Source organism: Deltaproteobacteria bacterium (assembly GCA_011375175.1).
Classification (GTDB): domain Bacteria; phylum Desulfobacterota; class GWC2-55-46; order GWC2-55-46; family DRME01; genus DRME01.
In genome coordinates, this window is record DRME01000077.1 from 1 (window position 1) to 7507 (window position 7507).

Annotated in this window: 4 protein-coding genes; 1 reads left to right on the top strand and 3 read right to left on the bottom strand. The window is 66.0% G+C overall.

Annotated elements, in window-relative coordinates; all coding sequences use genetic code 11:
* Positions 1 to 121: 121 nt before the first annotated feature.
* Positions 122 to 352: an AtpZ/AtpI family protein gene (locus tag ENJ37_06780; protein ID HHL40193.1), complete on the bottom strand. Its 231-nt coding sequence runs from the start codon at positions 350 to 352 to the stop codon at positions 122 to 124.
* A gap of 544 nt (positions 353 to 896) precedes the next feature.
* Here ENJ37_06780 and rpoD point away from each other — a divergent pair.
* Positions 897 to 2396, top strand: a complete 1500-nt coding sequence (gene rpoD, locus ENJ37_06785) for an RNA polymerase sigma factor RpoD (protein ID HHL40194.1) — start codon at positions 897 to 899, stop codon at positions 2394 to 2396.
* A 59-nt stretch (positions 2397 to 2455) separates the two neighbouring features.
* Here rpoD and ENJ37_06790 read toward each other — a convergent pair whose 3' ends face one another.
* Entirely contained in the window at positions 2456 to 3388 is a 933-nt protein-coding gene (locus tag ENJ37_06790) for a diguanylate cyclase (protein ID HHL40195.1), read from the bottom strand.
* Positions 3385 to 7380 (bottom strand): response regulator, encoded by a 3996-nt coding sequence (locus ENJ37_06795; protein HHL40196.1) that lies wholly within the window; start codon positions 7378 to 7380, stop codon positions 3385 to 3387. The genes ENJ37_06790 and ENJ37_06795 overlap by 4 nt, the downstream gene beginning before the upstream one ends.
* Between the last annotated feature and the right edge of the window lie 127 nt (positions 7381 to 7507).

Here is a 7507-nt window from a genome sequence, read left to right on the forward strand (position 1 = left end):
GCCGCCGAGGGCCGCCCGGTCCGCAAGGAGGCAGAATATAAGCCCCGCAAGCCCCCCCGCCATGACGGCGAGGCCGTTCTTGTATATGATCGGCTCCACGGACCTGACCGTCCGGGCCGCCTCAGAGATCGAGCTTCTTGGAGACATGATAGACGTTTCTGAAACCCGCCGCTATGCCGGCCAGCAGGAGGATGATCGTCAGCCACGGCCCCGTTCCGAGCAGCCCGTCGAGATAGTATCCGATGGCGAGGCCCGTGAAGGTCGAGGCCACGAGCGTCACACCCAGCGCCGCCACCGCCGCAAGGCCCTTCAGCAGTCCGCCGGTCCGGCCTTCCCGCCTCCGGCCGCCCAATAGCGCCCTCCCCGCCTTCCCGGCCCCTCGGCCGCCGCTGCCGCTCCGACGCTCCAAGACCGGCCGCCGCCCGCCACAGGCGGAAAGGCCGGACCGGCTGGCCGGGAAAATATCGGTGCAACTTACCACAAGCCCCCAGGCAAGTCAAATAAAATTTTCCCACGACCATCGAAATCTCTGATATAATTAAGGAACCTCTGATTTATTACGCTGGGGGAAACTTTCTGTAGAAAGTTTCCCCCAGACCCCCTTCAAAGACTTTCAATACGAGTCGGTTTCCCCCTGTTTTGCCAAGCAAAACAGGGGGAAACCGACTCGCGTTGAAAGTTTTTGGAGGGAGTCTGAGGGAACCTTTTTACAAAAAGGTTCCCTCAGGGTTAATGAATCCGCCCCGCGTAGCCGGCGGCAAGACGTCACAGAAGGGGCCGCGGGCCGAGAAGGGTTTTATTGGCCCGAAGACTTGACAAGCCCGGCCGTAACGTGGTATAAAAAGGGATTTACATAGAAGAGTCGAGACCAACATAAAATCTTAAGGGAAGGTGCCATGAAAAAGGTTACAGGAGGCGACAACGAACTTCAAACCCTCATCGATACGGGCAAGGAGAAGGGATTTCTCACATACGACGAGATAAGCGACGCCTTTCCCCAGAACAACTTTTCCGTCGAGGACATGGACAACCTCCTCGAGACCCTCGGGGAACTCGGCATCGACGTGGTCGACACGGCCGACAAGACCTTCGACGCCGAGGAAGCCGGCGCCGTCAAGGAAGAGACCGTCGAGAGCGAGCGGGTCGAGGACCCGGTGCGCATATACATGCGGGAGATGGGCTCGGTGGCGCTTCTCAAGCGCGAAGACGAGATAGTCTACGCCAAGAAGATCGAAGAGGGCAGGCTCCAGCTCAGGAAATACACCCTGCGAAGCCCCTTCGCCATGCGCGAGATACTGAGGGTCATAAACCGCATACGCCGGGGCACCGCCACCATACGCGATCTCATCGAGGAAGGCGACGAGATAAGCCACCTCGACGAGGCCCAGGCCGAGGAGATAATCACGAGGCTTGAAAAGCTCAAGAGGAGAAAGCCCGAGGGCGCCTACCGCGTGCTCAAGGACATGAACCTCAGCAGCTCGGTCATAACGGCCATCGTAAAGCGCATTACGAGACTCGAGCGCCTTGTGAGCAGGGCCGAGAAGAAGCGGGGCTCCAGGAAGGGCGAGCGCGCAAAGCGCCGCGTAAGGCTCATCCTCGAGCTCACCTCCATGACGCGCGAAGAGCTGGCCGAGCTCTCGCGCAACGTGAGCCGCTTCAACTACGAGATGTGGGCCGCCAAGCAGCGCCTCATCGAGGCGAACCTGCGTCTCGTGGTGAGCATCGCCAAGCGCTACGTCAACCTGGGACTCAAGTTCTCGGACCTCATACAGGAGGGCAACATCGGCCTCATGAAGGCCGTCGACAAGTTCGACTACAAGAAGGGCTACAAGTTCTCCACCTACGCCACATGGTGGATCCGCCAGGCCATAACGCGCTCCATAGCGGACCACGGACGGACCATCCGCATACCGGTCCACATGATAGAGACCATCAACCGGCTGCTCCAGACCTCGCGCCACCTCCTCAAGGAGCTGGGCCGCGAGCCCTATCCCGAGGAGATAGCCGAGCGCATGGACATACCGATCTCGAAGGTGCGCCGCATCCTCCGTCTCATGAAACAGACGCTGAGCCTGGAGACCCCCATAGGCGACGACGAGGAGAGCTCGCTTGGAGACTTCATCGAGGACGAGAAGTCTCCGTCGCCGGCCGAGGCGGCCATCGACAGGGACCTCTCCATCCAGACCGACCTCGTGCTCGACAGCCTGACCGAGCGGGAGGAAAAGGTCCTGAGGATGCGCTTCGGCATAGGCGAGCGCCAGGACTACACCCTCGAGGAGGTCGGAAGGGTCCTGGGCGTGACGCGCGAGCGGGTGCGCCAGATAGAGGCCAAGGCGATCCGGCGACTGCGCCACCCCACCAGGGCCAAGCTCCTCAAGGGCTTCGCCGAAGGATAAGCGGTGGAGCCCACCGGGCTTCCCGGAAGACGGCGGCGGGTCTCTCTCCCCGAGGGGGGTCAGCCGACCCTGGCGGCAGCGGACTCGACACGGTCCCGCCCCTCGCTCTTGGCCCTGTAGAGCGCGGCGTCGGCCATTGCGATGAGCCTGTCGCAGTCCATGGCGCAGCCGTCCGGGCCGGCTGCGCAGCCGGCCACGCCAGCGCTCATCGTGACGGTCACCTCGCCACCTTCCACGGCGATGGGAGTGGCCGACAGGGCACTGCGCACGGCATCGGCCCTTGCCGCGGCGACCTGCGGGGCGCATCCCGGCAGTATGACGAGGAATTCCTCTCCTCCGTAACGGGCCACGGTGTCGTAGGGACGGGCCATGGAAGAGAGCCGCCTGGCCGCCTCCCTGAGCACCTCGTCGCCGGCCATGTGGCCGTAGGTGTCGTTCACCGCCTTGAAGTGATCGAGGTCGGCGAGGATGACGCTCACCATGCCCTCGTCCTCCCGCTTGAGGCGCTCGATTTCGCGGTAGAGTATCTCCATGGCCGCCCCGCGGTTCCACAGGCCCGTGAGCGGGTCGTGGGTGGCCTGTATCTTGAGCGCCTCGCGGGCCTCGATGAGCCGCGCCTCGAGGTCCACTATCCGCACGCCGGCCTTGAGCCTCACCTTCAGCTCCTGCGAATCGAAGGGCTTTGTCAGGTAGTCGTCGGCCCCGGCCTCTATGCCCGCCACGATATCCTCCTTGCGGTCCTTGGTGGTGAGCATGATGATGTAGACGTAGGGCTCGCGCCCCTGCCCGCGCACGCGCCTGCAGAGCTCGATGCCGTCCATGCCGGGCATCATCCAGTCGATGACGGCGAGCCTCGGTCCGTCGTCGAGGCTCAACACCTCGAGCGCCGCCACACCGTCGCTCACGGCCGTCACCTCGTAGCCCCACTTGCGAAGCCTCGCCTCGAGAAGCCTCCTCGATACGGGGTCGTCTTCCGCTATCAGTATCCTCACTGCGCACCCTCCGCCGCCAGTCCGGCCAGGGCCTGCTCGAAACGGACGATCTCTCCCTCAAGGGCCTCGAGGGCCCTGCCGGCCTCTTCGAGCCTCCCCTCCCTGCCCATCGCCTCGAGCCTCGCTGCGGCCTCCACGGCCGCCACGGCGCCGAGGTTGTCGACCGATCCCTTGAGCCTGTGGGCCGCCCGCTCGATGCGTCCGCCATCGCCGGCGGCTACGGCCTCCCTCAACTCGTCGAGGAGCCCGGGATAGTCTTCCACGAAGAGTCCGATCACCTCGCGCAGAAGCTCCATGTCCCCTTCGACCCGCTCCATGGCCGCCTCCCTGTCGAGCACGGGGAAGGTGGGCCTCGATGGAGCGCCCGCCTTGCCGCCCCCTTCCTCCACGGCCTCGCAGCCCTGCGGTGGAGGCAGGAGCCTGTCGATCACGTCGAAGAGCTCGGCGGCCTTGAGCGGCTTGGAGAGGTACTCGTCCATGCCGGCCTCCATGCACCGCTCGCGGTCCCCCTTCATGGCATGGGCCGTCATGGCCACGATGAGCCTGTGTCCTCCCTCTTCCCGCTCCATGGCCCTTATGGCCGCCGTCGCCTCGTATCCTCCCATGACCGGCATCTGAACGTCCATCAAAATGAGGTCGAAGTCCTCCTCTCCCACCGCCTCCACCGCCTCCCTGCCGTTGGAGACGACCCTTACGGCATGGCCCCGCTTTTCGAGCATGGCGGCCGCCACCTTCCTGTTCACCGGGTTGTCCTCGGCCACCAGGACCCTGAGCGTCCGTCTCCGGCGGCGGAGCGTGTGGCGCGTGACGAGCTCTCCGGCGCCGGACTCCCCCTTTCCGAGCACGGTGAGTATGGCGTCGAGCAGCGAGGAGGGTTTTATGGGCTTCATGAGATAGGCCGAAATGCCGAGGTTCCGGCAGCGGGCGGCGTCGCCGCGCTGGCCCGACGAGGTGAGCATCATGACGGTGGCGCCGCTGAGCTCCCCGTCCTCCCTTATCTTCGAGGCGAGCTCGAAGCCGTCCATGCCGGGCATGTGGGAGTCGAGGAGGATGAGGGGGTAGGGGCGGCCCTTGCCGCCGGCCTCCTTCATCATGGCGAGCGCCGTCGGGGCGTCGGCGGCGCAGTGGGGCTTCATGCGCCACGAGGCGAGAAGTTCCGCGAGGATGCGCCTGTTGGTGGCGTTGTCGTCCACCACGAGCGCCTCCATGCCCTCGAGCGCCGCCGGCTCGGCCGGCATGAGGTCCGCCCGCGCCGACTTCTGAAGACCCACCCTGACGGTGAACCGGAATATGCTCCCCCCGCCCTCCCTGCTCTCCACCCATATCCTGCCGCCCATCATCTCGACAAGGCGCGACGAGATGGCAAGCCCCAGCCCCGTGCCGCCGTAACGGCGCGTCGTCGACGAGTCGGCCTGCTCGAAGGCCCTGAATATGAGCCGGAGCTTGTCGGCCGGGATGCCGATGCCCGTGTCCCTCACCTCGAAACGCAGGACCGCCTCGTCGCCGCTCTCACTCTCCACCTCGACGGTCACCACCACCTCGCCCCTCTCCGTGAACTTTATGGCGTTGCCCACGAGATTGACGAGCACCTGGCGCAGACGGCCCGGGTCTCCGACCACGGCGTCGGGCACCTCGGGCTTGACCTGATAGGCGAGTTCCAGGCCCTTTTCACCGGCCCGCAGGGCGAGGGTCGCCAGGGTGTCCCCGATGTTGTCGCGCAGGAAAAAGCCTATGGAGTCTATCTCCAGCCTCCGGGCCTCGATCTTGGAGAAGTCCAGTATGTCGTTTATGACGGTGAGGAGCGAGTCGGCCGAGACCCTGACGGCCTCGAGGTAGTCGCGCTGCTCCCTCGTGAGGCCCGTATCCATGAGCAGCTCGGTCATGCCGATGATGCCGTTCATGGGCGTGCGTATCTCGTGGCTCATGTTGGCCAGGAACTCGCTCTTGAGGCGGCTCGCCTCGTCGGCCGCCCTCTTGGCCTCCCGCAGCGCCTCCTCCACACGCCTTCGCTCGATGATGCCGGCGAGCGTATCGGCCACGGCCTTGAGAAAGGACTCCTCGTCGTCGGAGCGGCGGTGGCCGTCGGCCGTGTATACGCTGAGCACGCCGAGCACCTCGCCGTTCGAGAGGATGGGAACGCAGTAGTGGCCGTGGGGCTTCATGCCGGCGTAGCCTATCTCGTGGCGCTCGTCAACGGTGGAGGAGAAGACGACGCGGCCGCTGTGAGCCGCCCTGCCGCACAGGCACCGGCCGTATGGTATGACGGCGCACTTTTCGATGAGCTCCCTTTCCAGCCCGCGCCAGGCCGTAAGCCTTATCACCCGGCCTTCCTCGCCGTTCTCCGAGAGGTAGACGGCGGCCTTCTTCTCTATGGAGAGGAAGGGGGCTGCCACGAGATGGTCGATGGCCTGGACGAGCGTCTCCCGCAGCGTCGCCTCCCGGAGCGAGACCCTCAGGATGGCCGCCAGCACCCGCTGGACCTCGTAGTTGCGGCGGATGGCCTCGTCGGCCGCCTTCCTGTCGGTGATGTCGCGGACTATGGCCACGGCGTTCCATTCCCCCTTTAGCTTCACGGCCGAGACGGAGAGCTCCACGGGGAACTCGACCCCCTCTCTGTTGAGCGCGGAGACCTCGAGGGTCCTGCCCACGGCGCCCCCCTCGCCCGAGCGCCTGAACCACTCGAAGCCGTGGCGGAAGGCCTCGCGGTAGCGTTCCGGGACTATGGTGGCGTGGAGGTCCAGGCCCAGGGCCTCGGAGGCCCCGTAGCCGAATATCCGCTCGGCCGCCTCGTTCCAGAACGATATCCTCCCGTCGGGGTCCATCATGATGACGGCGTCCCAGGCGCTCGAGCTGATGGAGCGGAAGCGCTCCTCGCTCTCGCGCAGCAGCGCCTTCTCCCGCTCCATGGCCCTTATGTGGTCGGCGTGCATCCGCTCGCGCATCTGCGCCTCGTCGGTGAGCCTGCGGCGCGAGTCGTCGAGTTCGCGGCCCATCCGTCCCATCATGCGGTAGAAGGCCAGGAAGAGCGCCAGGCCCACGGCGGCGCTCACGCCGAGCGACCACACGACGAGCGAACGGGTGCGCGCCAGCATGTCGGTCACGTCGACGAGCGCAACGAGCCGCCCCACACCCCTGCCCCCGGCGTCGACGAGCGGAAGCGAGGCGGCGCGGTAGTTCCGTCCGTTGAGCGTCCCCTGGGCCCCGCCGCTCGCGGCCGCCCGGCGCACGAGCTCCGCGAGGGCCGCAGGAGGCGCATCGAAGGTGACGGCCGCCGCCACCTCGCGCTCCAGCATATCCCAGTGGCCGCTGCGTCCCAGCATCTCCATGCCCGTCTCCCAGCGGCCCCGCTCTATGAACCGCTTGTCCACGGCCACGACCACCTCGACGCCGCTGAGCTCGGACATGCGCTTTACGATCCCCTCCACCTCCTTGCCGAGTTCAACGTAGCCGATGAGCCTGTCGCCGTCGTACCACGGTGTTACCACCCTGAGGGTGAGCGTACCGAGGGGGCCGAGCTCGATGCCCGAGGCGGGCTTGCCCGTGCGCTCGGCCTTCACGGCGGTGAAGCGCTCTATCCTGTCGCCGTACATGCCGGGACGATGGACGCGCAGTACGGTCCTGCGGCCGGCGTCCATATAGTAGAGGTGGGTTATCGAGTATCTGCTGCGGAGTCTTTCGAAGCGGGCGCTCGAGTAGCGGCGGAGGGCCTCCCTGTCGCCCGCGAGCATGGCCGCCTTCAAGCGCCCGGCGTAAGCGCCGCCGTCGCCTGCGAGCATCGTATCGAGCACCGCGCCGAGAAGCGAGGCCTCCTCGTCGAGCTCGTGGCGCCACAGGGCCTCGAGCTTGCGGTAGCCTGCGGCGAGCTCGGCGGCCATCTCCCTCCTCTCCATCCAGTAGAGGACGGCGACGAGCACGGCGAGCAGCACGGCGCAGGCCGCCACCACCCGAAGGAAAATGCGCCTTGTGACCCCGCCGTCACCGGCAAAGTACATGTGCGCCTCCCTCCCGCCATGGCGCTGGCGAACAGCTTTTCATCACCCCGGGGGAGACTTTCTGCAGAAGGGCCACGGGCCCGAGGGCCACAGGCCCACATTTCCCCCCCCCCCCCCCCCCCCCCCC